The organism is Nocardia sp. NPDC004168 (assembly GCF_040610355.1).
Lineage (GTDB): Bacteria > Actinomycetota > Actinomycetes > Mycobacteriales > Mycobacteriaceae > Nocardia > Nocardia sichangensis.
In genome coordinates, this window is the sequence record NZ_JBEXME010000015.1 from 101,635 (window position 1) to 125,167 (window position 23,533).

Annotated in this window: 23 protein-coding genes; 12 read left to right on the top strand and 11 right to left on the bottom strand. The window is 68.1% G+C overall.

Annotated features, from left to right (window positions below; all coding sequences use genetic code 11):
• Positions 1-294 precede the first annotated feature (294 nt).
• Positions 295-2,658 carry a beta-ketoacyl synthase N-terminal-like domain-containing protein gene (locus ABZW96_RS24615; RefSeq protein ID WP_355077979.1) on the bottom strand — a complete coding sequence of 788 codons (2,364 nt, stop codon included), beginning with the start codon at positions 2,656-2,658 and terminating at the stop codon, positions 295-297.
• 107 nt (positions 2,659-2,765) lie between these two features.
• Between ABZW96_RS24615 and ABZW96_RS24620 the strand changes: the two genes are divergently transcribed.
• The 5 genes from ABZW96_RS24620 (at position 2,766) to ABZW96_RS24640 (ending at position 6,238) form a co-directional block, all read left to right on the top strand.
• Positions 2,766-3,269: a GtrA family protein gene (locus ABZW96_RS24620; RefSeq protein ID WP_355077980.1), complete on the top strand. Its 504-nt coding sequence runs from the start codon at positions 2,766-2,768 to the stop codon at positions 3,267-3,269.
• A 121-nt stretch (positions 3,270-3,390) separates the two neighbouring features.
• On the top strand, positions 3,391-4,752 hold the full coding sequence (locus tag ABZW96_RS24625) for a M20/M25/M40 family metallo-hydrolase (RefSeq protein WP_355077981.1): 1,362 nt from the start codon (positions 3,391-3,393) through the stop codon (positions 4,750-4,752).
• 22 nt (positions 4,753-4,774) lie between these two features.
• A complete protein-coding gene (locus ABZW96_RS24630; protein WP_355077982.1) occupies positions 4,775-5,308 on the top strand; it encodes a YbhB/YbcL family Raf kinase inhibitor-like protein in 534 nt (177 codons plus the stop codon).
• Between the two features lie 128 nt (positions 5,309-5,436).
• A complete protein-coding gene (locus ABZW96_RS24635) occupies positions 5,437-5,676 on the top strand; it encodes a hypothetical protein (RefSeq protein WP_355077983.1) in 240 nt (79 codons plus the stop codon).
• A gap of 142 nt (positions 5,677-5,818) precedes the next feature.
• Positions 5,819-6,238 (top strand): hypothetical protein, encoded by a 420-nt coding sequence (locus ABZW96_RS24640; RefSeq protein WP_355078055.1) that lies wholly within the window; start codon positions 5,819-5,821, stop codon positions 6,236-6,238.
• A 139-nt stretch (positions 6,239-6,377) separates the two neighbouring features.
• Here the strand turns inward: ABZW96_RS24640 and ABZW96_RS24645 are convergent, their stop codons facing one another.
• Complete coding sequence (locus ABZW96_RS24645) at positions 6,378-7,514, bottom strand: hypothetical protein (RefSeq protein WP_355077984.1); 1,137 nt, start codon at positions 7,512-7,514, stop codon at positions 6,378-6,380.
• A 615-nt stretch (positions 7,515-8,129) separates the two neighbouring features.
• Positions 8,130-9,467 (bottom strand): hypothetical protein, encoded by a 1,338-nt coding sequence (locus ABZW96_RS24650; protein ID WP_355077985.1) that lies wholly within the window; start codon positions 9,465-9,467, stop codon positions 8,130-8,132.
• A 370-nt stretch (positions 9,468-9,837) separates the two neighbouring features.
• On the opposite strand from ABZW96_RS24650, the gene ABZW96_RS24655 reads away from it, so the two are divergent.
• Entirely contained in the window at positions 9,838-10,194 is a 357-nt protein-coding gene (locus tag ABZW96_RS24655) for a hypothetical protein (RefSeq protein ID WP_355077986.1), read from the top strand.
• A gap of 96 nt (positions 10,195-10,290) precedes the next feature.
• On the top strand, positions 10,291-10,518 hold the full coding sequence (locus ABZW96_RS24660; protein ID WP_355077987.1) for a hypothetical protein: 228 nt from the start codon (positions 10,291-10,293) through the stop codon (positions 10,516-10,518).
• A gap of 223 nt (positions 10,519-10,741) precedes the next feature.
• Here the strand turns inward: ABZW96_RS24660 and ABZW96_RS24665 are convergent, their stop codons facing one another.
• Both ABZW96_RS24665 and ABZW96_RS24670 read right to left on the bottom strand, forming a co-directional pair.
• The gene (locus tag ABZW96_RS24665) at positions 10,742-11,872 is read right to left on the bottom strand and encodes an FAD-dependent monooxygenase (RefSeq protein ID WP_355077988.1); all 1,131 of its coding nucleotides are present in this window, start codon (positions 11,870-11,872) and stop codon (positions 10,742-10,744) included.
• Between the two features lie 235 nt (positions 11,873-12,107).
• On the bottom strand, positions 12,108-13,418 hold the full coding sequence (locus ABZW96_RS24670) for an MFS transporter (protein WP_355077989.1): 1,311 nt from the start codon (positions 13,416-13,418) through the stop codon (positions 12,108-12,110).
• Between the two features lie 84 nt (positions 13,419-13,502).
• On the opposite strand from ABZW96_RS24670, the gene ABZW96_RS24675 reads away from it, so the two are divergent.
• Together ABZW96_RS24675 and ABZW96_RS24680 are read left to right on the top strand one after the other, a co-directional pair.
• Complete coding sequence (locus tag ABZW96_RS24675; RefSeq protein ID WP_355077990.1) at positions 13,503-13,955, top strand: helix-turn-helix domain-containing protein; 453 nt, start codon at positions 13,503-13,505, stop codon at positions 13,953-13,955.
• 73 nt (positions 13,956-14,028) lie between these two features.
• Positions 14,029-14,559 (top strand): hypothetical protein, encoded by a 531-nt coding sequence (locus ABZW96_RS24680; RefSeq protein ID WP_355077991.1) that lies wholly within the window; start codon positions 14,029-14,031, stop codon positions 14,557-14,559.
• A 124-nt stretch (positions 14,560-14,683) separates the two neighbouring features.
• On the opposite strand, the gene ABZW96_RS24685 is transcribed toward ABZW96_RS24680, so the two are convergent.
• The 3 genes from ABZW96_RS24685 to ABZW96_RS24695 form a co-directional block, all read right to left on the bottom strand.
• Entirely contained in the window at positions 14,684-16,516 is a 1,833-nt protein-coding gene (locus ABZW96_RS24685) for a long-chain fatty acid--CoA ligase (protein ID WP_355077992.1), read from the bottom strand.
• Between the two features lie 189 nt (positions 16,517-16,705).
• A complete protein-coding gene (gene ribA / locus ABZW96_RS24690; protein ID WP_355077993.1) occupies positions 16,706-17,446 on the bottom strand; it encodes a GTP cyclohydrolase II RibA in 741 nt (246 codons plus the stop codon).
• Positions 17,443-18,924 (bottom strand): PfkB family carbohydrate kinase, encoded by a 1,482-nt coding sequence (locus tag ABZW96_RS24695; protein ID WP_355077994.1) that lies wholly within the window; start codon positions 18,922-18,924, stop codon positions 17,443-17,445. Before ABZW96_RS24695 ends, ribA begins: the two co-directional genes overlap by 4 nt.
• Before the next feature lie 759 nt (positions 18,925-19,683).
• On the opposite strand from ABZW96_RS24695, the gene ABZW96_RS24700 reads away from it, so the two are divergent.
• The gene (locus ABZW96_RS24700; RefSeq protein WP_355077995.1) at positions 19,684-20,073 is read left to right on the top strand and encodes a hypothetical protein; all 390 of its coding nucleotides are present in this window, start codon (positions 19,684-19,686) and stop codon (positions 20,071-20,073) included.
• 10 nt (positions 20,074-20,083) lie between these two features.
• Here ABZW96_RS24700 and ABZW96_RS24705 read toward each other — a convergent pair whose 3' ends face one another.
• The 3 genes from ABZW96_RS24705 to ABZW96_RS24715 are packed head-to-tail and all read right to left on the bottom strand — an operon-like array spanning position 20,084 to position 22,477.
• Positions 20,084-21,160 carry a quinone-dependent dihydroorotate dehydrogenase gene (locus ABZW96_RS24705; protein ID WP_355077996.1) on the bottom strand — a complete coding sequence of 359 codons (1,077 nt, stop codon included), beginning with the start codon at positions 21,158-21,160 and terminating at the stop codon, positions 20,084-20,086.
• A gap of 4 nt (positions 21,161-21,164) precedes the next feature.
• The gene (locus ABZW96_RS24710; RefSeq protein ID WP_355077997.1) at positions 21,165-21,464 is read right to left on the bottom strand and encodes a DUF5703 family protein; all 300 of its coding nucleotides are present in this window, start codon (positions 21,462-21,464) and stop codon (positions 21,165-21,167) included.
• Positions 21,464-22,477 (bottom strand): hypothetical protein, encoded by a 1,014-nt coding sequence (locus tag ABZW96_RS24715; protein WP_355077998.1) that lies wholly within the window; start codon positions 22,475-22,477, stop codon positions 21,464-21,466. Before ABZW96_RS24715 ends, ABZW96_RS24710 begins: the two co-directional genes overlap by 1 nt.
• A 153-nt stretch (positions 22,478-22,630) precedes the next feature.
• On the opposite strand from ABZW96_RS24715, the gene ABZW96_RS24720 reads away from it, so the two are divergent.
• Both ABZW96_RS24720 and ABZW96_RS24725 read left to right on the top strand, forming a co-directional pair.
• Complete coding sequence (locus ABZW96_RS24720) at positions 22,631-22,987, top strand: hypothetical protein (protein ID WP_355077999.1); 357 nt, start codon at positions 22,631-22,633, stop codon at positions 22,985-22,987.
• Between the two features lie 6 nt (positions 22,988-22,993).
• Entirely contained in the window at positions 22,994-23,527 is a 534-nt protein-coding gene (locus tag ABZW96_RS24725; RefSeq protein WP_355078000.1) for a hypothetical protein, read from the top strand.
• The last annotated feature ends 6 nt before the right edge of the window (positions 23,528-23,533 follow it).

Sequence of the window (23,533 nt, forward strand, 5' to 3'; positions counted from 1 at the left end):
GCCCCACCTGGTGCATCCCATAATGCCGGGGACGGTGTCGGTAGTGGTGTAGCTGAGGAGTGCGTCGATGTGTGGACGCAGGGCGCGCCAGGTGGACCAGGTCGTGGGATCTTCCCGCGAGGGCACCTGTCGGCACCCACGCGCACCACCCGAACCCACTGATCGGACCACTGGGAGGACGTCGCGCTGTCCCACCTCTCCGGCTGATCTCCCGCAGGCCGGACGAGAGTGCGATCGACCGCAGCGAAAGCGCGAATCGACTGCACCGCAGATGCTCTCGCTTGCGATTTCGGTTCAGCCGAGCAATTCCCGGCTCAATGCGAGCAGTTCAGCGGTCGACAGAGCTTCCTCCTGCACCGGCGGTCGCGGGTCCGCCGCCGACGCAGTGGGTTCCGGGGGCGCCGTCGCCGGGTTCGTGGGTTCGAGGCGGGCGTGGAGTTCGGCGGCCAACAGCTCCACGGTGGGGCAGCCCCAGATGACGGCGGCGGGGACCTCGATGCCGAGGCGGGCTCCGAGTCGGGCCGACAGTTCCACGGCGTGCACCGAGCCGATTCCGAGCTGTTCGAAGTTCTGCCGGGCGGCCACCCGGTCGGGCTCGATGCCGACGACTTCGGCCAGTTCGGTGGTGACCAGGGCGGCGAGCGCAGCGACGCCGGGCGCGGAGGAACGTGTGGGGTCACTCGACGCGATCGCCACGGGGCGCGCCGCCGAGTCGTCGATCATCGCAATGGAATCGACCGATTCGGCAGTTGTGCCCGACGCCGCGACCGCCGCGGACTGAGATCTTGCACTCGAAATGCCAGTAGTGGCAGCGATTTCGATGGGCACCGCGTCCCACGAGGGCGACCCGGGTGCCTCGCCGCGGGCCTGCGGGTCGGCCCAATGCCGTTCGCGCTGGAAGGGATAGGTGGGCAGCGAGACCGGGTGGCCCGCCGGGTTCACGGCAGTCCAGTCGGGTTCGATGCCACGCTCGAACAGCCTTCCCACCGCGTGCAGTAGGTCGCGGTGGTCCACTGTGCCGGGACGCAGAGCCGCCGCCAGCAGCAGATTCAGCGCCTCGTTGTCGTCTCCCTCGGTGTCCCCATCCCCGGCGAGGTAGGCGTCGAGGAATTCGACAACCTGGCCGACGTTGTCGGCGACCGTCGAAATTCGATGCTGGAAGGCGGTTCTCGTGGCAAGCGTGTGCGCGAGGTCGCTCAGGCGGATGTCCGGGTCGCGCACGAGACGCTCACGTAGCCGATGAGCGTGTTCCCGCAGCGCGGCTTCGGTGCGGGCGGACAGCACCACCAGCCGCTGCGAGACGCCAGCGTCATCGACCGGATCGTGCGCGGGTGCCGCTTCGGCGATGACGTGGGCGTTCGAGCCGCCGAAACCGAACGCGCTCACCGCGGCGCGCGCGGGGGCGTCGTGCCGCGGCCACGCCATCGCGGTGTCGGCCACGCGCACTCCCGTCGCGGCGGGATCGAATTCCGCGGGTGCGTGGTCGAAGTGGAGGCTGCGCGGGATCCGGCGATGCGACAGGGCGAGCGCGACTTTCACCAGTCCGGCCATGCCCGCGGCCGCTTCGGTGTGTCCGATATTGGTTTTGACCGAGCCGACGATCAGCGGTGCGCCGGGCGGCCTGCCGGTGCCGTAAACCTCTGCCAGTGCGGTCAATTCGGCGCGGTCACCGACGGCGGTGCCGGTGCCGTGCGCCTCGACGTAGTCGATCGTCGAGGCGTCCACACCCGCTCGCGCGCAGGCCCGCCGCAACAGCTGCCGTTGACCGTCGGCGCTGCTGGCGGGCATGGAGCGGTGCCTGCCGTTGTTGTTGGTGGCACTGCCCAGCAGGGTGCAGTAGACGCGGTCGCCGTCGCGCAACGCTTGTCGCAGCGGCTTGAGCACGACGACCGCACCGCCTTCGCCGCGCACGTAGCCGTCGGCGGAGGCGTCGAAGGTGTGTGACCGGCCGCGTGCGGACAGCACACCCAGCGCGGACAACCCGATCGCGGTCTCCGGTATCAGATTCAGTTGCACGCCACCGGCGACGGCCAGCGCGCTCTCACCCGTCCGCAACGCCTGGCAGGCCAGGTGCACCGCCACCAGCGATCCGGCGCAGGAGGCGTTCACGGTCATGCTGGGACCGTCGAAACCCAGGAAGTACGACACCCGGTTGGCGATCACACCCTCGACATCTCCGGTGCTGGTGAACGGGGTGATGGCGGTGGCGCCCCTGGCGAGTTTGACGGCGCGATAATCGTTGAATTTGTTGGCGAAATACACGCCGGTGTCCGGCACCCGGTCGGGCCGGATCGCCGCGTCTTCGAAGGCTTCCCAGGCCAATTCGAGCGCCAAGCGCTGCTGCGGATCCATATCGGCCGCCTCACGCGGGGTGATCCCGAAGAATTCGGCGTCGAAACCGGCGACATCCGCCACATACCCGCCCGCGACCGACACCGTCTTGCCCACTGCGGCACGATCGCGCCCGCGGTGGTCGCCGGACCAGCGGCCCGGCGGCGGCTCGTCGGCGATCGCGTCGGTCTCCTCGATCAGCAACCGCCACAACGCTTCCGGAGAGTCGGCGCCGCCGGCGAAGCGACAGCTCATGCCGATCACGGCGATCGGCTCCGCGCCGACGCGGTCCGGCCGAGAACCGTTGCGCCGCTTGGTCTTTTTCACGCTACTCACCTGCCCGCGATCCACCGACCGTGCACTCGCGCAACAGGCGGTGCGGTGAATCTGCCGATCTTGTTGTGGGGTCGGGACATGTGTCGGAGACTTTACCTGTGCTGTTTTCCGAACGCCCCGTTTTCGCCCGGGTGACGTCCGCGCTGGGGGGCGAGGCACGGCGTCGAGAACTATTCCGATTCGCTTCCGTCGGTGTCGCAGCGTTCACGCTGGACACCGCGGTGTTCCTGACCTTGAAGAGCACTGTGCTCGAGCCGCATCCGGTGACGGCGAAAGTGGTCGCTGTGCTGGCGGCGATCACGCTGTCATATGTGCTCAACAAGCAGTGGTCCTTCGACGAACGCGGTGGGCGGCGCGGTCATCACGAGGCCGCGCTGTTCTACCTGGTCAGCTTCCTTGCCGTCGCGATCAACACCGCGCCGCTGTGGGTGTCGCGGTACGTGCTGCATCTCGAGGTGCCCGAGGTCTCCCGCTTCACCCAGAACGTGGCCGACTTCGTGGCCGCCCAGTTGATCGGCACCGCGCTGGGGATGGTGTTCCGGTTCTGGGCCTTCGTGCGGGTGGTGTTCCCCGACAAGGTCCAGCCGCCTGATCCGGTGTGAGTTCCGATCACTCTGATGACAACCCTGTCGAAGGTGATCGCGCACCGTGCGGGCCGCATCGCCTCGCCGTGACACCCCGGCCGCGCGTTCGCCCCGCCGCGCGGGTGGTAGGAAAGGGAGCGTGTCCGCAACTGGCGAAGGATTAGACCCGAACAGAAACTCCCGCGCGGTGTCGGAAGTGGTGGAGCTGGTCAGCACGCTGATCCGCTTCGACACCTCCAACACCGGCGACCTGGCCACCACCAAAGGCGAGCGCGAGTGTGCGCAGTGGGTGGCCGACCAACTGCATCAAGCGGGGTATGTCACCGAGTACGTCGAGTCCGGCGCGGACGGGCGCGGCAACGTCTTCGCGCGACTGGAAGGCGCCGACCCGAGTCGCGGCGCGCTGATGATCCACGGGCATCTGGACGTGGTGCCCGCCGAGGCCGCGGACTGGAGCGTGCATCCGTTCTCCGGTGCGGTGCGCGACGGCTACGTGTGGGGCCGCGGCGCGGTCGACATGAAGGACATGGTCGGGATGGCGCTGGCGGTGGCCCGCCAGTTCAAGCTCGAGGGCACGGTGCCGCCGCGCGATCTGGTCTTCGCCTTCCTCGCCGACGAGGAGAACGGCGGCAAGTGGGGCTCGCAGTGGCTGGTGGACAACCGCCCCGATCTGTTCGACGGCGTCACCGAGGCGGTGGGGGAGGTCGGCGGGTTCTCGCTCACCGTGCCGCGGCCCGACGGCACCGAACGCAGGCTGTATCTGGTGGAGACCGCCGAGAAGGGCCTGGGGTGGATGCGATTGCGCGCCAAGTCCCGTGCGGGCCACGGCTCGTTCCTGCACGAGGACAACGCGGTCACCATCCTCGCCGAGGCGGTGGCGCGGCTGGGCAAGCACACCTTTCCCCTGGTGCTGTCGGATTCGGTGGCCGCGTTCCTGGCCGCCGTCGCCGAGGAGACGGGTCTGGAGTTCGATCCGGCCGGCCCCGACATCGAGGGCCAGCTGGCGAAGCTGGGCACCATCTCCCGCATCATCGGCGCCACCTTGCGCGACACGGCGAACCCCACCATGCTGCAGGCCGGGTACAAGGCCAACGTGATCCCGCAGACCGCCGAAGCGGTGGTGGACTGCCGTGTGATTCCCGGACGGCAGGCGGCCTTCGAGCGGGAGGTGGACGAGCTGATCGGCCCCGACGTCGAACGCGAGTGGATCACCAAGCTCGACGCCTACGAGACGACCTTCGACGGCGATCTGGTCGACGCGATGAACAACGCCGTGCTGGCGCACGACCCGCGCGGCCGCACGGTCCCCTACATGCTCTCCGCAGGCACGGACGCGAAGGCGTTCGCCCGCTTGGGTATTCGTTGCTTCGGTTTCGCGCCGTTGCAGCTGCCGCCGGAGCTGGACTTCACCGCCTTGTTCCACGGCGTCGACGAGCGGGTGCCGGTGGAGGCCCTCGAGTTCGGCACCCGCGTGCTGGAACACTTCCTTCTGCACAGCTGATCCGATCCGGAAGAGAGGTTTCATGACCTACAACCCCTACGACGCGCTGCCGAAGGTGCCGTCGTTCACCCTCACCTCCGACGACGTCACCGACGGGCAGTCGTTCAAGAACGAGCAGGTCAGCGGCATCTTCGGCGCGGGAGGCCAGGACATCTCCCCGCAGCTGTCCTGGTCGGGTTTCCCTGCGGAGACCAAGAGCTTCGCGGTGACGGTGTACGACCCCGACGCGCCCACCGCCTCCGGCTTCTGGCATTGGGTCGTCGCCGATATCCCCGTGAGCGCGACCTCCCTGCCCGCGGGCGCGGGCAGCGGCGAAGAGGGCGGCGCGATGCCGACCGGTTCGATCACTCTGCGCAACGACGGCGGCTTCCACGGCTTCGTCGGCGCGGCCCCTCCGCCCGGGCACGGCCCGCACCGCTACTTCATCGTCGTACACGCCGTCGACGTCGACAGCCTGGGCATCGATGAGACCGCCAGCCCCGCCTACCTGGGCTTCAACCTGTTCTCCCACACGCTGGCTCGTGCGACCCTGATCGCCACCTACGAGCAGAAGTAGGAACCGCAGCACGATCGTGGCCCTGAGCGAAACGCTCGGGGCCACGGTGCTTTTGTCGCCAGCTCGGCGCAGCTTGTGGAGCGGGAGCTCGCACGCGCGAATCGCCGTGTGGAGGCGAGAATCACCCCATGGACATCTCTGAAGCAGTTCGAGGCGCGCGTCTGCTCGCTGCCGATATCGAGAGGTCTCTCGGCTTTTCGGTCGAGGTCGGCACCGAATATGAAGAACAGTGGCATCGCTTCCACGAGCTTCCGTGGCCGAGCGATCCCGCCGCCAGCGCCCACGCGTTGCGGGCGACCGAGCGAGGCTGGCAGAGCATGACGAATCATGCCTATCTCGTACCGTATGGCGAACTCGGACCTGCGTGAACACACCTGCCCGGTCGGACTGGTCGGTCTTCCCAGTGGCGGTTCGTTTCTGTTGCGCTCCGGTTGCCCGGAGCCGATACGCTGCCGCTCGACTGCGCCCGAGTGGGGGCGCGATTGGATTGATGAGGGTACGAACGTGATCATTCGCACGGAAACCGCCTGGGTGCTCTTCTTCGCCGGGCTCATCTTCCTGTGGGCGCTGGTGCTCGGTGTGTGGAAGTGGCAGGGGATGACCACTTCGCCGGACGGCCTGGCCCACCCGTACGTCGACATCGCCCACCGGGCCGCGTTGCTGTATTCGTTCGCGACCGGATTGATCGCGTGGTTCGTCGAGCTGTCGGGCTGGCCGACCGCGGTGAACGCCGCCGCGGCGGGTGCGATCATCCTGTTGTTCGTGGTGACGATCGCGAACTACGTCCGGCTCGGACTGCAGCGCGAGACCGACAACCAGATGCGCAACCCGCCGCCGTCGATGCGTTTCGTCCTCGCCGCCTTGATCATGGGGGAGATCGGCGGATTCGCCGTGCTACTGGCCGGCTTCGCCGTCGAGCAATTGGGCTAGCCGGGCTGATCCGAGGGCGAACCTACGCCCAATGTCTTTGCTGCACAACTGATCAGGTGCATCCGATCCGCGTCGCGGATTCTGGGCATCAGCGATCGGTGCTGTCGATCGAGCTGTTCTTCGGCTGCCCGAGAGTTGATCAGTACGCCCACGAGCTGTTCAGTAGCCCCTGCGCCGCAGTGACGATGTCTGTAGCAAGCTGGGAAGGCGTGGCGGTTTGGTTGGCTTCCCAGTCGCTGTAGCGGTCGGTGAGCTCTAGCAGCGGGCGCAGCGATTGCGGCCGGTTGAGCTGCATCCAAGCCTGGGTCGCGATCAGTTCGGCACCGATCACGGGTGGCAGGTGGCCCTGTGTGATCTGACGAAGCCACCATCGAACCAGCAGGTGCCGGACATCGCGCTCATCGGTGGGAATCGTTGCCACGATGTCGAGTTCGTCCAGCACCTGGTCGAACAGTTCCTCGGCTCGGTCTTGCTCTGCTCGGGTGAGTCCGCCGAGCAGAGGCAGGGACTCGCTGTCGATATCGACAACCAGTGCGACGAGGGCGGCTTCGATGAGCTTTTCCGGTTCCACCGGGTGTCCGATGAGACGCTCCAGCGCCAGCATGCGCAGTCGTTCTACGGCCTGGTCGGGACTGACAGCGTAGGGATCAGACGGTGCGACGACCCTCAAGGTCGGCGGTCCGCCGCTGTCGCCGAGAAGGTAGTTCCAGAAGGGAACTGTTGCGTGGGCCAAGTCGAGGTCGCTGGCCTGTCCCAGAAATTCGTGCCGAAGATAGTCGGAAAGGTCCAGGCCGTAGTAGATCGCGTCGGTCTGGACAATCGACAGCACCGGGTGACCCCATTGCCCCGCGATGGCGGGCAGGAACCGATGACCGAACACAGGAACCAGCCGTGGCGCGGCCTCGAGCCCGCGGCGCGCGATCCCCAGACATCGGATCGGATCGGCGGGCTGGTCTCCCCATGCTGGGTGCCAGAAACCGTTGTGTTCAACGTCGAAAAGCACACCCTCGGCGGGTTGAGCGAGCCACGCACGCAAGACTTCCGTGTCGTCGCGTCGCCAGTCCGGCCAGCCTCGCCAGCCGGACTCACCAGGCTTGTCCACGGGGAGTCCGGCTGCCAGGAAGGCTCGGTGGTCGTCGGCGAATCGAAAGTTGTAGCGGGATTCGATGGTGTCGAATTCGCTGTCGGTCAGCCCCGGTGTGATCTCGGCCGGCAGCTGGCGCTGGAGCCGGCGGGCAGATTCGATCGACAGCCTGTCACGCCGGTGCTCATCCATGGCCGCTCGAACACACCGCTACCCCGCTCCGCCCGAACGGGTTCGTTCCGATCCTCACGCGACCTCATTGTCCTCGGCTCCTTTATCGAACCGCCCGCCAGGCACGGGAAGGCTGCACCCGATCGCGGGAAGGATCATGCCCGCCCCTCGCCGGCATCATGCGCCCCGCACGCGGTTGCTGCCCGCCGTGTAACGAACCAGCAGGGGTCAACGCCGGTGTCGAGATGTCGACCCGTGCAGGAAGATCGATGCCGCAAGACGACACCGCTGAAACTCGTTGCCGCACAATGCGAATAGCTATCGGTGGTTCTTAGCGCCGGATTCCGCGGACTTGGACCTCAACCCCCATACTCGACCGCATCGCGCATCGTGACACGAATCCGTTCGGAAAGACCTCCGACGAACAGGATCGGATAGTCGCCGAAATCGAGCCACTCCTGCGCTCGGCGGCGACTACGGAGATCGACAGTCGGAAACCGCTGGACGAGGTGGTGGATCCAACTGGCATCACTCGCCGGTCCACCGCCTCGAATTCGTCGCTGAACGAGCGAGTGCGCCACACCGTGTGCACTCCTGCGCGGAAACGCTGCTGCCTTCCAGCCGGCTGCTGCGCGGTCAGGCCGCGAGCAAAGATCTGGTGCGTTCGGCGAAGTCCGCGACCAAAGGATGTGGACCGAAAGCGACCATGCGCCGTTGGATGTCGTGCACGGCTTCCACTGAGCGAGAGGACTTGACCTTTCGGGCGAGATCCAGTGTCCGCACGCCGGTGGCGTGAGCGGCCTCGAGGTCGCGTCGTTGCAGGTGGGTGACCGCGAGCGCGGCGTGCGAGAGCGCTCCTCGCCGTGCTCGGTTCTGCGCACGGGCGTAGGCGATCGATCGGCGGGCGTGCGATGCGGCTTGTTCCGGCTGTCCCAGATCGCGAAACGCGTTCGCCCACTCACCGCAGATGTATGCCTGATCGATGAACAGAGCCCATTCGGGTTCACGATCGGGCTCGATGCGAGCGAACGCGTTTTCCGCGGCGTTGATCGCACGCGCGGCACCTGTCTTGTCACCGATGACGGCGAGCGAGCGGGCCTCCAAGGTCCACAAATCCGCGAGGCAAGCGGGCGCGTCCACCTTCGCCAGGCCTTGGCGGCCCGCCTGCGCGAGGCGTCGGCCTTCGTGCGGATGCCCGAGCAAGGTCGCCTGGTCGGCCAGTCCGGCGAGGACGTGCGCGCCGAGCGCGGGATCACGTGACTCTTCGGCCAAGCGCAACGCCTGGATCAGATACCGCTGCGCCGTGCCGTGCTCGCCGTTGTCGAACGCCATCCATCCGAGCAGGTAGGTCTGTTCGGCCGCCGCACCGCACAGCGCCACGCGGACGTCTTCTGTGTGCGTGCGCCGCAGCAGCGGGTACACGTGCTCGTTCATGTAGGCCGCCAGCACCAGCCGCCCCGAGCCACCGCCCTGGAAGATATCCATTTCTTGGAATGTGCCGAACATGTTCTTCACGGCGGTGACGTCCTCGAGCCGTACTCGCCGACGTTCATCCGGTAGCTGATCCAGAGTGTTCAGCAGCCAGTCGCGGGACGGCCCGATCGCCGCGACGGCGGCGAACGGAGCTGTGGCAAGGAGCTTCCTGCGATCCACGTCTGCCCTCCCGAGGTCTGCGACCGCTTCCAGTGTCCGTGTCCACGATGGGTGGTAAACGAGGGCGCGGTCAACGGCCGGCATCTCACCCAGACCGAGGTCATAGGTCGTCACGCGATATCCGAAGTGCGCCGAGAACAGATCCGCGAGGATTGCCGGAACCGGCGGGCGCGGGCGTTCTCCCTCGTCCACCCAGCGCCGCACGCTGGACGCGTCGGGCCTGATCTGGGGCTCGCCCCATTCGACCGCCAGCGTGCGCACGCGGCGCGCCAATTCGCTGCGACTCCAGCCGGAACGGGCCAGCCACTGGGAAAGGTGCATGTTCGCACTGTTCATCACGCCCGCCATTTCGTCACCGGAAGAAGCCGATCCACCACCTTTCAACACCCGCTGCGACCTTACTCGCCACGCATCCGAAGTGTGTGCTGAATACGCGCCCGGTCAGGGGGAGCTCAGCGCGAATCTCACCGCGCGCCCCCTCCCGCTTCCTGGTGGTTTCCGCATATCGCGGTACCGGGCGCATCTCCACCGTCGATTGATCTGAGCAGGGGGTTTGATGATGGTCCAGGTACTTTTCGGGAACACACCGCTGTCCCGGTGCGCCTACTACCGGCAGGTGTGCGATCTGCCTGCGGAGGTCGATCCGCCTCAGGTGGGGCGCATAGTGCTACGCATGGGGGTGGCGTGGGCGGTGATCATGCCCGCCACGTTGGGGCAGGACGTGAAGGTCTGGATGCAGCGGCACCACCACGCTATCGGGCCGATCATGTCGCATCCTCGGTCGAAGCGGTGGACGTATCTGACGCAGCCCGACCTTCCCGATGACATCACGCTGTTCGCGGAGATGTTCCGGCTCAATGTCTCGCTGGTGTGCGCCGGTGGAACCGTGGCGTTGCCGAGTCCAGCCGATCAAGGGACCACGTTCCGTTCCTGGGTAGTTCGACCCGCCAGCGCTTTTCGCCCCGCCGGAAGCGTCGTTGTGGCCGCTATCCGTGGATGCGTGGCCGAAAGCATTGCTCGCCGGAAGCGGGGCATCGCGTATGCATGAGGCGCCTGCGGTGTGGAACACGTTGAGGCACTGCGGGATCGGCGGATGCGAACGCTGCGATCTCCATGTCCGACACGCGCCTACGGAGCCGCAACGGTGAACGGCGATCAGCGCGGCGTGTCTCCGCTGCCGTCCGAGCCGGATGTCCATTTGTCGGTGTTCTGGCACGGCGTCCGGATGGATTTCGTCGCCTGCGTCACCGCCGCGTGCTTGTTCGTCCAGGAGTGGCGTGCCCGGCACTGGCACGACGCAGTCGAGGTGTCGATGGACGACACCGACGGGTATCCGCGCCTGCCGTGCGAGCGGTTGTATCTGGAGCCGTGAAAGTCGGCCCGAACGCGCTGCGGCCCGGGCAGGGTTCCGGTCGTAGTCGCGCCACCATCGAAATTCGGGTAGCTGCTGGTCGATGTGGGTGTTCGGCGCGATCTCGCCATCGGCGCGAGCGCGCGTTGACAAGCCCGGTTTCTCAACCGATCCGGAGCGAAGCTGGGTGGCTGATCAACGCGCGCCCGCGTCAGGTACGAATGCCCGACGGAGTGGCTCGAGGTCAGTGGGTGTGCTCGCGTGCGGTGAACGCGGCGACCAGGCCCTGGGCCGTTCCGTCGTTCCGGTCCCCGAAGAGCTCGGCGGTTTGGGTGGCGACCTCGGTGCTGCGGGCGAACATGTTCTGCTCGTATTCGCTCAGGGCGGTCTCGATGTCGTCGGGGTGCGCGGCGAGGGCGTTGCCGAGTTCGGCGCCGTCGAGCAGGGCGAGGTTGGCGCCTTCGCCGTTCGTGGGCATGAGGTGGGCGGCGTCGCCGAGCAGGGTCACCCCTGGTATCCGATCCCACCGGTGCCCGATCGGCAGGGTGTAATGCGGGCGCCAGACCGGCGGTAGGTCGGCGTCGGTGATCAGTGCGGTGAGTTCCGGTGCCCAGCCGTCGAACTCCTGCGCGATCCGTGCGGTGGCCGCGGCGGCATCGGTGAAATCGATGGCGGCGAACCAGTCGTACGGCCTGGCGAGCACCACGTAGGCGTGCAAGGTGTCGCCCCTTTCCCGGTGCGCGTGGATCTCTCGGCCCGGCGAGGGCGCCATCATCGACCCGCCGCCGACCGCTTCCGCGGCGGCGGGATGGCGGGTGTCGGCGTCGAACAGGTAGGTCTCGACGAACGACTCGCCGGTGTAGTCGGGTACGGCGGTGGACAGCAGCGGCCGGACCCGTGACCACGCGCCGTCGGCGCCGACCAGCAGGCTCGTGACGACCGTGCCGCCATCGGCGAAGGTCACCTCGTGGCGGCCCGCGCCGAGAGCGCGAGCGCCGCTGAATTTGTGACCCCATCGGACTGTGCCTGCCGGCAGCGAGTCGAGCAGCAGTTGTCGCAGTTCGCCACGCTGCACCTCGGGGCGTCCACCGGTGCCGTCGTCGGGTTTGTCCAGCAGGACGGTCCCGTTCGGGTCGAGGACCCGCATCGCCTGGCGGCCCTCCAGGATGAGGCCGCGGAATTCGTCCATCAGTCCGGCCGCCGCGATGGCGAGTTGGCCGTTGTAGTCGTGGATGTCGAGCATGCCGCCCTGCGTGCGTGCCGTCGGGGTCGGTTCGGCCTCGTACACCGTGGCCGGGATGCCGTGGACGTGCAGGACGCGGGCCAGAGCGAGTCCGCCGAGTCCGGCGCCGATGATCGTTACTGACTTTGTCATGGTGACGAGAGTGCTGGGCAGGGATTGCACCGTCCTTGCGCCCGGCTTGCACCCGCATGCGTCCATCCCCCGTATGCCGCATACGGCCACGCGCAGCGTGAACCTCGTCAGGCATCCAGCCATCCTGGAGCCCGGGAAACACTCTGGCACAGCGATTTTCGTGCCGGTGGTATTCGACGCTGATCGTCGCGCCGAGCGCGCAGGCGTGAGTGGCAGGCCGGATGCCTGCCATCCGTCAAGGATGCTCCGACGATCCGGCTCGGCACTCCAGCTCCGAGTGCGGGGCGCTCGCGGAACGAGCTGTGGGCTGTGGGATCCAGAGCCGAGGGTCGGCGTTCGTCCGCGCTTTCGCGCCTTCGGCACTCGAGTCGGCGGGGCGCGCGATGCCGCCGAGTCGGCCCAGCCCCCACAGCATCAGTGCCGACAGGGCGTAGATCGCGCCGACCCAGCAGGAGGCCCGCCATCCCCACGAGCTGTATGCCCAGGTGGTGGTGATGGCGCCGAGGGCGGATCCGAGGGAGTAGAAGGCCATGTAGACGCCGATGACGCTGCTGGCGCGGTTCGGATGCGCGGTGGTCAGCAGGTGCTGGCTGCTCACGTGCACGGCTTGGACGGCGAAGTCGAGCAGGATGATACCGGCGATGAGCGGCCAGAGGCTCGATCGGGCTTGGGCGATGAGCAACCAGGAGCCGGTGAGCAGAGCAAGTGACCAGCCGGTGATCGTTTGCGCGCGACCGGCATCGGCCCATCGTCCCGCACGGGCGGCCCCGAGCGCTCCGGCCAGCCCGGCCGATCCGAACAGCCCGATCTCGGTGGTGCCCAGCTTCCACGGCTCGGCGCCGAGTGGCAGCGCGAGCCCGCTCCACAGGGTCCCGAAGGACGCGAACAGGAACAGGGCGATCAGGCCCCGGCTCCGCAACAGTCGATCTGTGCGCACGAGCCGTCCCATCGATGCCAGCACCTGCGTGTATCGCACCTCGCTCGTCCTGTGGTCCGGGTGGAGCCTCGCTCGGGCGGTGATGGCGAGCACCACACAGGACGCGGCGAGCAGCGCGTAGACCGCTCGCCAGCCGACCGTATCGCCCAGCGCGCCCGCGAGGACACGGACACCGAGAATGCCGATCACCACGCCCGAGGTGACGGCCCCGATATTGCGGCCCCGCTCGCCCGGCTCGGAGACAGCAGCGACATACGCGACCGTCACCTGCACCACGACTGCGAAAAACCCCGCGATCGCCAGCCCCGCCATCACGGAAACACCGTTCGGTGCTGCGGCCGCGATAGCGGTGCCCACCGCGGTGAGTGCCAGATGCGCGGTGATGAGGCGGCGGCGGTTCACCACGTCTCCGAGCGGCACCAAGACCACCAGACCGGCGAAGTAGCCGATCTGCCCGGCGGCGACCAGCCCGCCCAGCGACTGCGGCGACAGCCCCAGATCCCGTCCCGCTGCTTCGGTTACGGGCTGGATCGCGTAGATGGTCGACACCGCCACGGCGCAGATCAGCGCCAGGATCCATCGCTGCGATCGTGTGACTCCGGTCGACACCACACCTCCATCATTGGTAGCAAAATGAAACCATTGAAGCGTAGGCATAATGGTTTCGTATTGCAACCGATAGGGAGGAGTGCGATGACGACGCCGCTCGGTTCCGCACGCGAGTGGACCGACCCCACCTGCCCCGTAGCCCGAACGATCGACCTGGTGGGCGATCGGTGGAGCTTGCTGATCGTGCGCGAGGCCATGGACGGCGCGGCCGCGTTCACCGAGTTCCAGCAGCGCCTGGGGATCGCGCGGAACATCCTCGCCGACCGCCTCCGTCGGCTGGTGGATTACGGCATCCTCACCAGCAGCCCGAACCCCGGCGGCAAGCGGCACATCTACGAGCTCACCGAAGCCGGGCAGGACCTCTTCACCACGATTGTCGCGTTGCGGCAGTGGGGAGAACGCCACGCCTTCATCGGCAACGAGCCGCGCTCCACACTCCTGGACCTCGACGGCAGCCCGGTCGCCGAACTGCGCCCGCAAACCCCGGCAGGCAAGAACCTCACCGCGGCAACGACCCGAGTCGACAAGGTCGGCTGAGCAGGAGTTGGCGGTACCAGCGGCGCGCGGCGGGTAAGTTCGATCGACCGCCCATCCGAAACAGGAGTCAGCAGTGCCCATCGAGCACGAAGCCAAGATTCTCGACATCGACCCCGGCGCCATCGAACAGCACATCATCGACAAGGGCGGCCGGAAACTCGGCGAGCGATTCATGCGCCGCTACGTCTACGACATCGCGCCGGGCGATGACTCGAAGTGGATCAGGCTGCGCGACAACGGCAATGGGACCACGCTCGCCGTCAAGCACATCACCAGTGACGCCATCGACGGCACCCACGAAGTCGAGGTGAGCGTCGACGACTTCGCCGCCGCCAATGCCCTGCTCGAGATGCTGGGTTTCACCGCGAAGTCCTATCAGGAGACCAAGCGGATCAGTTTCGTCCTCGACGGCGCGCAGCTCGAGATCGATACCTGGCCGCGGATCCCGCCGTATCTGGAGATCGAAGCCGCGACCAAGGACGACGTCATCCGGATCGCCGGACTGCTCGGCTACACCGAAGCCGATCTGACCGGCGAGAACACGATCAAGATCTACGCGCGGCACGGCATCGATCTCAACACTGTCGGCGAACTACGGTTCTGAGTGTCGATCTCGTCGCGCGTGGCGACAGTCGCATGACGGGTGGCCACAATCGTCGCCTCTGGGGACCGCAAAAGCGCTGTGGACCCAGGCGTGATGCTCTGGGCCACAGCGCTCTTCGACGGACTTACTTGACGCTGACCACCTGGCCGGAGGGCTCTTTGGCGTACAGCGCCTCGATCTCCGCGCTGTACTTGGCCGCGATGGGCGCGCGTTTGAGCGACATCTTCGGCGTCAGTTCGTCGCCGCCGGGTTCCCAGACCGCGCCCAGGACGGTGAAGCGTTTGATCTGTTCCACGCGGGACAGTTTGGCGTTGCCCGCCTGGACCGCGGCGAGTACTTCCTCGACGATCTGCGGCCGGGCGGCCAGGGCGGCGATGTCCTCGCCGGTGGCGTCGAGTTCCTTGGCGCGCAGGGCGGCGACGTCGGGGTCGAGCACGATCAGGGCGGCGATGTAGGGCTTGGCGTCACCGATGGCCACGACTTGACCGATCAGCGAGGAGGCGGCCTTCACCGAGTTCTCGATGTTGCTGGGGGCGATGTTCTTGCCCCCTTCGTTGATGATCAGTTCCTTCTTGCGGTCCACGATCCGCAGGTAACCGTCGGCGTCGAAGGTGCCGATGTCGCCGGTGTGCAGCCAGCCGTCGGAGTCGATGGCCTCGGAGGTCTTGTCCGGCATGTTGCGGTAGCCGCGAGTGACGATCGCGCCGCGCACCAGCACCTCGCCGTCGGCGTCCAGTCGCACCTCCACGCCGTCGGCCGCGCGCCCGACCGAACCGGGGCGAGGCTTGTCCAGTTCGGTGTAGGTGCCCACGCCGGTGGTTTCCGACATGCCCCACACCTCGCTGACGGTGAAGCCGAGGCCGAGGAAGTACTCCAGGGTCTCCGGCGGGATGGGCGCGGCGCCGGAGGAGGCGACTTTCAGGTGATCCAGGCCCAAGGCGTGGCGCAGCTTGGACAGCACCAGCGTCTCGGCGATCCGATGCTGCGCGCTCAGCAGGGGACTGCGTCCTTTGCCCGCCAGATCGGCGCGTGCGGCGGCGATTCCGGTGCTGATCGCCCAGTTGGCCAGCGCTTTCTTCACCGGGCTCGGTTCTTCGGCGAGTTTGCCCTCGACACCGGCCTTGATCTTCTGCCAGACGCGCGGGACGCCGAAGAAGGTGGTCGGGCGCGCGTCGGGCAGCGCGGCGGCGACTTCGCGCGGGTCGGGGACAGTGGTGATCTGGATGCCGGTGAGCAGGTTGAGCGCGTGGGCGGAGATCCGGTCGGCGACGTGCGCGGCGGGCAGGTAGGACACCACCCGGTCGTCCAGGCCGACCTGCAGCGGGCCGCTGACCAGGACGATGATCTGGGCGAGCACGTTGCGGTGGGTGATCTCCACGCCCTTGGACGGTCCGGTGGTGCCGGAGGTGTAGATCAGGGTGGCCAAATCGTCGGCGCCGACGGCCTGCCAGGCGGCGTCGAAATCGAAGTCGGCGGCGGGCGCGGCCTCCACCTCTTCCAGGGTGACGGTGCCCTCGGCGGGGCCGTCGACCAGGATGATGTGGTCGACCGGCACGCCGGAGGCGGTGATCCGGTCGAGGAAGACCTGTTCTGTCACAACGATTTTGTTGCCCGCGTTGGTGAACAGGTGGGTGATCTGCTCGGGGGAGCTGGTGTTGTAGACGGAGAACGGGGTGGCGCCCAGATGCAGGGCGGCGGTGTCGACGAGATTGAACTCGGGGCGGTTGGTGAGCATGATGCCGACGGTGTCGCCGTGGCCGACGCCGAGCCCGGCCAGGCCCGCGGCGATCGAACGCACCCGTTCGGCGTACTCGCGCCAGGTGTACTGCTGGGTGCCGCCCACCTTGCGCAAGGCGATCTGGTCGGGGCGCAGCCGCGCGGTCTCTTGGAATGCGGCGGGAACGGTGTACACCGTTTTGCCCGACTGATGCGCGTATCCGATTTCTGTTGTCGTCATATCCCTGTTCCCGATAGCGCTGGCGTGAACCGGGCGCCGGTCTGCGCCGACGCCCGATCCAGGACTCGAAGCCGTGACACAGCGCGACGAAGGCGCTGTCGGTCCTACGAGTCGGCGCGCCACATGTGGCGCGGCTCACTCATGGTAGCCACAGGCGGGAAGCCGGGTGGGGCAAACTTCAACAATCCTTCAGGCACCGATCAGATCCGGCGCGGCGCCGGGCCCTGGACGCGGACGGACGTTCTCACCGGATGCGAGCACGACCGCGTCCACAGCCCCCCGAAGTTCGCCGGTGGGATCGCTGTCGTGCTCGTCGAACGCCCACGGCGCGGAGTCGGTCGGGATCCAGTGCTTGCGCCGGGTGCGCTTGGCCTCGAGGTACTCGCGGGCGCGTTCGCTCAGCGCCCGGGTACGCAACGGCACGGGGGTGACCCGCAACCCTTCCTGCCGCAGGGCCTCGACCTTGGCGGGATTGTTGGTCAACAGTTGCACCGAACGCAGTCCGAGTTCGGCCAGCGCGCGAGCGGTGGCCACGTAGGTGCGCCCGTCGGCGGGGTAGCCGAGGGCTTCGTAGCTGGAGAAGGTATCCGCGCCCGAGCGCTCGCTTTCCCGGTAGCCCAGCGCTTTGGCGATCAGGCCCGCGCCGCGGCCCTCCTGTTCCAGGTAGACCAGCACGCCCGAGCCCGCGGCCTGGATGAGATCCAGTGCCTTGTCCAGTTCCGGCCCGCAGTCGCAGTCCTGCGACCGCAGCGCCTCTCCGTAGAGGCAGCGCGAGTGCACCCGCACCAGGCAGCCGTCGGCGACCGCGCCGAACAGCAGCAGGTGCCCCTTCTCGCCCTCCCCGGTCAACTCCACCACCCGAACTCGCAGATCATGCCCGTTGCGACGGAACCGATGCTCGGTGTCGGCAGGATCCACAACTTTGGTCAATGCTCCTCCGTAGCGAGTTTGTAAATTCGCTCGACCTCACTCACCAGTGGCATTGCCCCGGGGACATCCCCGATCGATTGCGTCGCCACCATTGCGGCGGTCGCCCAGACGTAGTCGTTGCGTTCGGCGGGGCGGCGCGTCGAAACGAGACGATATACCAGGGCGGCGGAGAAGGCAGCGTGAGCGCCCACCGAGTCCTCCAGCGCCGTCGGGAACGGCTGGAATCGGTCGCTGACCTGGTCCGACCACACCTCGCACCGGAAATCCTGGATCGCGCAGACCGCACCGACGCCGAGCGCGCGCAGCCGTGTGGCGGTCGGCTCGCCACACCGGGTCGCGTCATCGCCGGCCATCGCCAGCGCTTGCAGGTCCTTGTCGCCGCCGACGAGGTAGTCCACCGCCCCGAGATGCTGATACAGGTACTGCGGGCGTTCCAATCGCGGCGCCGGATGCACCACCACCAGCGGCCGCCGCGGCAGTTCGCGCAGCTGCCCCATGATCTGCTCGATGACGCCGGTGGGTTGCTCGAACGTCAGCAGCACCGCGTCCGCGGTGGCGATCGCCGAACGGATCGCGTCGGTGCGCAATTCCTGCGCGCTCAACCGGATTCGCTCGTCCTTGCAGCCGATCGTGCTCGCCGCGCCGGTGCGGGCCACGATCACCGCGGTCACGGGCGTCGGCGCGAAAGGCACCACTTTGACGAGTTCGGTCTCGACGCGTTCGCTGCGCAGGTATTCCAGGATGCGATCGCCCGCGTCGTCGTCGCCGACCGCCGAGATCAACCGCACCCGCAGCCCCAGCCGGGCCGCGGCCACGGCGCGGGTGAGGCCCTTGCCGCCGGGATGCTCCCGGTAGCTGCCGCGCGCGGTCGCGCCGGAGCCGGGGATACGGTCGACCACGTACATGTGGTCGATGACCGCGTCGCCGATCACCGTGACCACACTGCGGTCGTCCACCGGAACGGTTTCGGCCGCAGTGGTTTCCGTCGCGGCACCGAAGTCGACGACGTGCGCGCCGTCGAACACCGATGCCGTGGCCAGTTGCGCGGCCAGTTCGGTGAACGCCCGGCGCTCGGGGGCGCCACGCAGTGAGCGCACCGTCAGTGTGCCGGGAATCGGTTGCGCCCCAAGGGCTTCGTGCAACACCGCCCATCGCTCGGCGAGATATTCGCGCCGCTCACCCAGGTCCGGCGCGTAGAGCCGGCCGGGATCCACTCCGGCAGGCGGGTTTTCGCGCAACAGCCCCAGTGACAGTTCCGCGTCGACGACGAGCCGGTGGGTGGGGCCCAAGCGCAGCGCCAGTTCGCGCACCAGCGGCAGCACCGCCTCTTCCCGGTCGACGCCCGCACGCCGGGCGTACTGCCGCACGGCCAGCAGATCCAGCAGGGGTAGTACGTCGATCTCGGTGCTGCGCAACCGATCCGAGCTCAGGCCGGAGCGTTTGCACAAGCGGGTGAGGATATTGCGAACGGCAACCATTCCCGAATCCTGCGGGACCATGGCGATGCCACCCTCCTCTATCGGCGCGACACCGGGCCGTCGCGCGCATGTTGGCCACGCAAATCGGGTTTAGCCAGCGGGCAAATTGTCAATTACCAAATTACAACGGCAATTGCGCGCGGGGAACGGCAAATGCCACACTGTATGTGGCGATCCCCATCGCACCACCAGGCACATCGGGAGGGCTGGTGATGAGAATGATTCTTCAGATACGGCAGCCGCGACGGCGACGGCAACACCGCTCCGGCGGATCCGATACCGAGCTGGTGCCCAAGCAGGTGAGGGACTGAACCAGCCGCCGGACGCTCCCCGCGGCAACGCACCGGTCATCACCCGCCTCGCGGCGGCACACCGGTACGCCGACCACACGCCGTAGCGCCCCGGCCTCTCGGCCCGACGGCAGCTACCCACTCCGTTTCCCGAACCCCACAGCCGTGGCGCCTGCCACCGCGCCGATCCAGCCTCGCACGCCACCCTCGGCGCGCGACGCCCACCGACTCGCCCGATACCGCGGTGCCCCCGGCCGCCGCACAGCAGCGAGCCACCCCCTGGACCACCCGGCCCGGCAGCGGACTTCTCCGGCCCGGGCACACCCACCGCGCCCGCCGGACCGGCGGAACACACGATGCGGCGCCTGCACCGCGCCGCACCAGCGGATGCACGACAGGAGGCATTCGTGATCATCGAACTCAGCACCCTGGAGCCGGCCTCACTCCACCTGTTGCACCGGAGACCGCGATGACCATACACACCACCGAATGGACGATGACCAGTGACATAACCCCGGAATCGGCCTACCGCGACACCGACGCGACCGACAGCTGGCGGCTGAGCTGGCTACCGGACCGGCGGCTGACCCGGGGCCAGGCACTGGCCGGGATGTCTTTGGACGAACTGCTCAGCGACCCGCACGTCGTGCACGACCGCATGACCCAGGCCCGCGTCGAGGCCTATGCCGACCAACTGGGCATCTTGCGCGACCACGCGGTGATCCTGCTCGCCAAGCGAATGGCCGCTCGGCTGGGCCAGCAATTGCGGCCGAAGGGAGATCCGACACCGCCGGGGCATCGACCACGATCCCGGCGAGTGCGCACCCGCACTGCCGAACCACCGTTCGTGCTCGGCTAGCTCACCTGATTCAGGCGTGGGCTTTGTGCTCCGCGCCGACGGCCTCACCGATGCTGCGATAGCCCCCGGCACGCAACCGCTGCGCCAGCCCACGATGGATCCTGCGCATCCAGAACGGGCCGCCGTAGATGAAACCGGTGTAGCCCTGCAACAACGTCGCCCCGGCCAGGATGCGTTCCCACGCCTGGTCGACGGTTTCGATACCTCCGACCGAGATCAGCACCAGCCGGTCACCCACCCGCCGGTACAGCCGCCGCAGCACCTCGAGCGAACGGTCGGCGACCGGCGGACCGGACAAGCCACCCGCCCCCATGGCGGCCACCTGCGCCGCGTCGGTGCGCAGACCGTCCCGGCGGATGGTGGTGTTGGTGGCCACGATCCCCGCCAAGCCGAGTTCCACGGCCAGATCGGCGACGGCGTCGATGTCCTCGTCGGACAGATCCGGCGCGATCTTCACCAGCACCGGCACCCGCACACTGTCCAGCACCGCCCGCAGCAGCGGCCGCAGCGATTCCACCGCCTGCAGATCCCGCAGGCCCGGCGTGTTGGGGGAGCTGACGTTGACCACGACGAAATCGGCCAGCGGCCCCAGCAGCGCGGCGCTGGTGGCGTAGTCCGCGGCCGCGGCCTCGGGCGCCACGATCTTCGTCTTGCCGATGTTCGCGCCGATCGGCACCCCACCACGCCGGTCACGCAGCCGTTCGGCGGCCGCGGCGGCGCCGTGATTGTTGAACCCCATCCGATTGATCAGAGCGCGGTCGGCGGGCAGCCGGAACAGCCGCGGCGCCGGATTGCCCGGCTGCGGCTGCGCGGTCACGGTGCCGATCTCGGCGAAACCGAACCCCAGCGGCGCCCAGGCATCCACACCGTCGGCGTTCTTGTCGAAACCGGCGGCCAGTCCCAGCGGCGCGGGGAACTCGACCCCGAACGCCTCGGCGCGCAGGATCGGATCGCGGCTGACGAGGACCTTGCTCATCGCCCAGCGCAGCGGCGCGAGCCAGGCGGCCAGCCGCATGACCGCGAAGACCAGGTGGTGGATGCGTTCCGGCGCGACCAGGAACATCAGTCGGAGTAGCAGGGCGTACATCGGCTCACATTCCGGGTTCGGGCTGGGGTAGTAGTGCGGATTTTCGCCGCCGCAGCAGCACCCGCCTGCTGCCGTCGGTGTAGGCGCGCACCCGCGAGAGTTCCCAGCCGCCGAACTCCGCCTGGATCGCCAGCCGCATGGACGCGGTCACCCGCGTGACATCCGGCGGCAGCCGCAACGGCACGTACTCGTAGTCGTCGCTGGTGGTTTCCCAGCCCGCGGGCAGTGCGCGCCCGCGCCCCCGATGTGCTGCCGGTTCGGTAGATGCCGCGGAATCCTCGTCCGCGTGTGGTGTCCGAGCCATCAGTGCCCTCTCTTCCGATCGTCCGCACCGATCCGTTGCAGACCGTCGCCGGTCGCGGACCCCACGAACAGATCACCGGTGCGTTGCTCGACAGCCACCGAGTTCGGTTGCCTGACGGTGGCGTAGCGGCCCACTTCCTTCGGTATACCAGTCGACAGGTCGAATCCGACGACCTCGTTGCGCTGCGTGCACGTCACCCACACGGTGTCCGACCGCTGGTCGTAGGCAAGTGCGTAAGGCGAAGATCCTACCGGGAAACGCTGCCGCAACACGAGTGGTCCCGCGGTGTAGACCAGCAGTTCGCCGCCCGCGGTGTCGGTGACCACGAACCGTCCGCGCGTGTCGCCGATCAGCTGCGTGGCCCCGTCACCGGCGCGCAACGCCAATCCGGGGCGCTGTTCGCCCGGGTCGAGTTCGAAAATGGCGGTCTGATGCCGGTCGAGCACGGTCAGGTTCCCGTCGGCTTCGGCCAGCACATCGGCGGAGACGAGCCCGGACACCGTGCGGGTCACCGCACCGTCGGGTGCCAGGTCCAGCACCCGGCCGTCGGCGGTGCCGACCAGCAACCCGCCGTCGGGGCGTGCGCGTACCGACCGCACATCGCCGTCGACGGCCACCGCGGACACCGCCCCGGAGGCGAGGTCCACCCGCAGCACCCGCCCCGGTGCGGCCGCCAGCATCTCACCCGGCTTGCCCGGCGTGAGACCGCCCGCGCGATCGGGCAACGTCACCGTGCGCACCACCGGCGCGGCGGCGGCGGGATCGAGCACGGTGAGGACCGAACCGTCCAGACCGGCCAGCAACCCGCCGCCGGAATCGGCTTGCAACTCGGCCAGCGGACCGGCGGGCAGCACCCGCCCGACCGGCGGCGTCGTCACCGCAGGCGCGACCGCGGGGGTGGCCGGTTCCCTGGTCGGCAGATCAGGGCCGCCCGAGCCGGAGGAGCAGCCGGCCAGCAACACCAGCACCGCCGCACCCGCGAACACCGAGACGAGCGAGCCGCGAGGACGCATCCACCGAACTCCTTCTACCGACGAATTTTCCGCAACCTCACCATCTGACCATGATGCGGCAACCAACCGACCGACCGGGGTGGCGGCTCGAGCGGAATGTCGGCGGCGGCGGCTACGGTGGAGACCACACTGTCCGATACAGGGAGATCCGGGTTGAAAGCCGACCATACGTCGGGATTTGTCATCGACGACATCACCGTAGGCCCCCACGCGCACGGCTTCGGGACCACCGCCGAGGGCCACCCCTTCGCGTTCCGCACGGTCCGCGCCACCCTGACACTGGAGATCTACCGCCGCGATCTGGGCGATGCCGTCCCCGGCCCGGAGGACGTGCTCGCCACCGCCGACGCCACGGTCACCGACATCGACCTCGACGACGAGCGCAGTGTCGCCGCCCTGGTGCGGGATATGATCCCCGACACCGCGACGATCGAGGCCGCCGCGGGACGGGACGTCACGACCGTGCGTACCCTGCTGGGACGGATCAGCTCCGTCATCGAAGGTATGTAGGAAGTGATGACCCACACACCACTCGCCCGCGCCGCGCTCACCGCCGCCGGTCTGCTGCTGACGGCGGTCCTCGCCGCGTGCGACACCGGAACCGACGAGGCCGCCGTCGACGCCGCCCGGTCCTCGGCGAACGCGTCGCTGTCGTCCTCGATCGCCGTGTCCTCCCGTGCCGCCCACCCGCCGCTGCCCACCGCCGCCGACCTGGACGCCCAGATCAAGCGGGCACTGGACCCGGCGCTGCCCGACAGCGAACGCACCGCCCTCATCGAGGACGGGGAATCCTTCCGCCAGGCCATCCCCGACATGTACAAGGCGCTGCAGGACAACCCGCGCGCCGTCTACGGCGTCACCGACCCGGTGTTCGACAACCACGACGGCACCCTGACCGCCACCATGCGGCTGGACAAGGACGGCACCGGCGCCGCGGTCCGCACCACCGTCGTGCACTTCGTGCTCGTCGACGGCAAGTGGAAGATCTCGCGCACCGACCTGTGCGGCATCCTGCGCTCGGCCGACTACCGCACCCCGGCCTGCGGCTGACCCGCG

Coding starts and splice junctions, on each gene's coding strand:
- ABZW96_RS24650 (WP_355077985.1), bottom strand. CDS start 9,467: ATGCACCTTTCCCAGTGGCTGGCCCGTTCCGGCTGGAGTCGCAGCGAA.
- ABZW96_RS24725 (WP_355078000.1), top strand. CDS start 22,994: ATGACCCACACACCACTCGCCCGCGCCGCGCTCACCGCCGCCGGTCTG.
- ABZW96_RS24635 (WP_355077983.1), top strand. CDS start 5,437: ATGGACATCTCTGAAGCAGTTCGAGGCGCGCGTCTGCTCGCTGCCGAT.
- ABZW96_RS24695 (WP_355077994.1), bottom strand. CDS start 18,924: ATGGTTGCCGTTCGCAATATCCTCACCCGCTTGTGCAAACGCTCCGGC.
- ABZW96_RS24630 (WP_355077982.1), top strand. CDS start 4,775: ATGACCTACAACCCCTACGACGCGCTGCCGAAGGTGCCGTCGTTCACC.
- ABZW96_RS24700 (WP_355077995.1), top strand. CDS start 19,684: ATGACCATACACACCACCGAATGGACGATGACCAGTGACATAACCCCG.
- ABZW96_RS24705 (WP_355077996.1), bottom strand. CDS start 21,160: ATGTACGCCCTGCTACTCCGACTGATGTTCCTGGTCGCGCCGGAACGC.
- ABZW96_RS24675 (WP_355077990.1), top strand. CDS start 13,503: ATGACGACGCCGCTCGGTTCCGCACGCGAGTGGACCGACCCCACCTGC.
- ABZW96_RS24710 (WP_355077997.1), bottom strand. CDS start 21,464: ATGGCTCGGACACCACACGCGGACGAGGATTCCGCGGCATCTACCGAA.
- ABZW96_RS24645 (WP_355077984.1), bottom strand. CDS start 7,514: ATGGATGAGCACCGGCGTGACAGGCTGTCGATCGAATCTGCCCGCCGG.
- ABZW96_RS24685 (WP_355077992.1), bottom strand. CDS start 16,516: ATGACGACAACAGAAATCGGATACGCGCATCAGTCGGGCAAAACGGTG.
- ABZW96_RS24715 (WP_355077998.1), bottom strand. CDS start 22,477: ATGCGTCCTCGCGGCTCGCTCGTCTCGGTGTTCGCGGGTGCGGCGGTG.
- ABZW96_RS24665 (WP_355077988.1), bottom strand. CDS start 11,872: ATGACAAAGTCAGTAACGATCATCGGCGCCGGACTCGGCGGACTCGCT.